Below are 2,804 nucleotides of genomic sequence, written 5' to 3'. Positions count from 1 at the left end.
GCCAGCTGGTCCTCGACCTGGGGGCCGGCACCGGCACCGATTGACCACCGTCGGGCGGTCGGTGACGGCCCGGTAGTCGACCGCCAGCGTGCCCGGGCCGGCCAGCCGGTAGGTGGCGGTGAGGTCGAGCGCGCCGGGGAATCCCATGTCGCCGTGCGGGCTGTGCAGGCTCAGCTCGACCCCGGTGCCGTCGGCGGTCGGTGCGGCCCGCCAGACGCGGCGGTGGAAGCCGTCCGGCCCGCCGTGCAGGGCGTGGCCGCGGTCGTTCACCGGGACGCGGTGCTCCGTCCCGTCCAGGGTGAAGCGGCCGTGCGCGATGCGGTTGGCGTACCGGCCGACCACCGGGCCGAGGTACGGGTGGTCCCCGGCCCGGACGCTCAACGAGGGCAGGCCGAGCACCACCGGGCCCGGCGACGCGCGCGGGGCGGGGGCGGTCAGTGCGGCCAGCGAGGCGCCGAGGGTGAGGACGGTGGCCCGCAGGCCGCCGGTGGCCTCCAGCGTCCAGGCGTGCACCGCCCGGCCGTCGGGGGTGGTGCCGTGCGCGTCCTGCCGGACGGTGGGTGACATTGCCTCGCTCCTGCAACGGATCGGCCGGGCGGTTCGGGAGGTGTTCGCCCGGGGGCGGGGGGAACTGCGCAGTCCGGGAGCGGGTCCTGCGCGGATTCGGTCGACCCCTGGTTCGTCAGGTGGCCCGCATCCGAATTGCGCGGTTCTCCCCCAGCCTTCGGCCGGGAGGTGCCCCCACGCGCCCCTGGACTCACCTCCGCCCGACGGTGGAGTCGCGCACGACCAGGCGGTGGCCGGGCCGGGCGCGGCGTGGTTCGGTCGCGGCGGTGCCGGCCAGCCGGTCGACCAGGCAGTCGACGGCGAGCCGGGCGATCGCCTCCTTGTCGGGGGCGATGGTGGTGAGCGGGGTGTGGGCGAACCGGCTCTCGTCGATGTCGTCGAAGCCGACGACGGCGACGTCCTCGGGCACCCGCAGCCCGCGGTCGGCGAGGGTGCGCAGTGCGCCGACCGCCATGGTGTCGTTGTAGGCGAACACGGCGTCCGGGCGGGGGCCGCGGTCGAGCAGGGCGGCCATCGCCCGGGCGCCGTCCTCCCGCCCGTACGCCTCGGTGGCGACGACCAGGTCGTCGCCGGCCGGCAGTCCGGCCGCGTCGAGCTCCTCCCTCCAGCCGCGCAGGCGCAGGTGGGCGGGGCGCCGGGCGCTCTCCTCGCGGGCGCCGAGGAAGGCGATCCGGCGGCGGCCGGTGTCGACGAGGTGGCGGACGGCGAGTCTCGCCGCGGCGACGTTGTCGATCGCGATGTGGTCGTACGGCGCGTCGTACTCCCGCTCGCCGAGCAGCACGAGCGGGGAGGTGTCGGTGCGGGCGAGCAGGTCCTCGGACTCCAGCTCGATGGGGCTGAGGATGAGCCCGTCCATGACGTGCGCCCGGAAGCCCTGGCAGACGAGCAGCTCCTGGTCGCGCCGGCCGCCGGTGTGGTCGAGCAGGACGGTGTAGTCGTGCCGGGCGGCGGCGTCGATCACCGCCCCGGCGAGCTCGGCGAAGTACGGGTTGCCGAGCTCGGGGACGGCCAGCGCGATGATGCCGGTGCGGCCCTTGCGCAGGTGGCGCGCCGTCAGGTTGGGCCGGTAGCCCAGCTCGTCGATGGCGCGCTGGACGCGTTCGCGCATCGCCGGGGTGACGTGCTGGTAGCCGTTCACCACGTTGGAGACTGTCTTGATCGACACTCCGGCGCGCTGTGCGACGTCCTTCAGACTGACCACGGTGTTCCCTCTCGGCCGACGGTTTCTCGGGTCATTTCTACGGGGTTGGACGCGCGCGGAAGAGGTACCGCTGCGCGAGGACGACCACGATCAGGAAACCGCCGCTCACCACGGACTGGTAGGAGGAGTTCAGCGAGCCGATCTGGTTGATGAGGTTCTGGATGACGGCGAGCAGCAGGACGCCCCACAGGGTGCCGCCGACGGTGCCGGCGCCGCCGGTCAGCAGGGTGCCGCCGATCACCACCGCGGCGATCGCGTCGAGCTCCATGCCGACGCCGACGATGGTGACGCCGGAGGAGAGCCGGGCCGCGCTGAGCGCGCCGGCCAGCCCGGCGAGCAGGCTGCTCAGCAGGTAGACCAGGACCCGGGTGCGGGCGACCGGCAGGCCCATCAGGGTGGCGGCGTCGCTGCTGCCGCCGATCGCGAAGACGCTCTGGCCGAAGGGGGTGCGCTGGAGCAGCACGCCGCCGAGTCCGAAGAGGGCGAGTGCGATCAGCACCGGGTAGCCGAAGCCCCGGACCGTGCCCTGGCCGAGCTCGGCGAAGGCGGAGCCGCGGGGCACCAGGTAGGTGGTGGCGCCCTCGTGGGTGACGGCGAGCAGCAGGCCGCGGGCGGCGAGCAGGGTGGCCAGGGTGACGATGAACGGCGCCATCCCGGCCCGGGCGACCAACAGTCCGTTGATCGCGCCGATCGTGCCGCAGACCGCGAGCGGCAGCAGCAGCGCCGGGACGATCCCCCACTGGGAGGCCCAGGCGGCCAGGACGCCGCCGAGCGCGAAGACCGAGCCCACCGACAGGTCGATGCCGCCGGTGAGGATCACCAGGGTCATGCCGAGGGCGACGATCGCGAGGAAGGAGGTCTGCACGGTGATGCTGCGGGCGTTGTCGAGCGTCCCGAAGGACGGGAACAGCACCGAGGAGACCAGCACCAGCAGGACGAGCACGGCGGGCACGGCCTGGCGCTGGAGCCGGCCGAGCAACCGGGCGGCGAGGGCACCGCCCTCGGCGGCGGGGCGGGTGGCGGTGGCGGCGGGTGC

2 protein-coding genes and 1 pseudogene are annotated in these 2,804 nt (G+C 74.6%); all 3 read right to left on the bottom strand.

What is annotated here, in order from left to right:
* A pseudogene (locus ABZ641_RS31880) lies at positions 1–567 on the bottom strand (galactose-1-epimerase); the annotation flags it as partial.
* Positions 568–757: 190 nt separating this feature from the next.
* A complete protein-coding gene (locus ABZ641_RS31875; RefSeq protein ID WP_344625521.1) occupies positions 758–1,768 on the bottom strand; it encodes a LacI family DNA-binding transcriptional regulator in 1,011 nt (336 codons plus the stop codon).
* A 37-nt stretch (positions 1,769–1,805) separates the two neighbouring features.
* Positions 1,806–2,804: ABC transporter permease (locus ABZ641_RS31870; RefSeq protein ID WP_359987453.1), on the bottom strand; the 999-nt coding region annotated here is incomplete at its 5' end.

The organism is Kitasatospora sp. NPDC007106 (genome assembly GCF_040634455.1).
GTDB lineage: Bacteria > Actinomycetota > Actinomycetes > Streptomycetales > Streptomycetaceae > Kitasatospora > Kitasatospora arboriphila.
The sequence above is the reverse complement of the archived record's forward strand: the minus strand, read 5'-3'. Positions and strand labels throughout refer to the sequence as shown.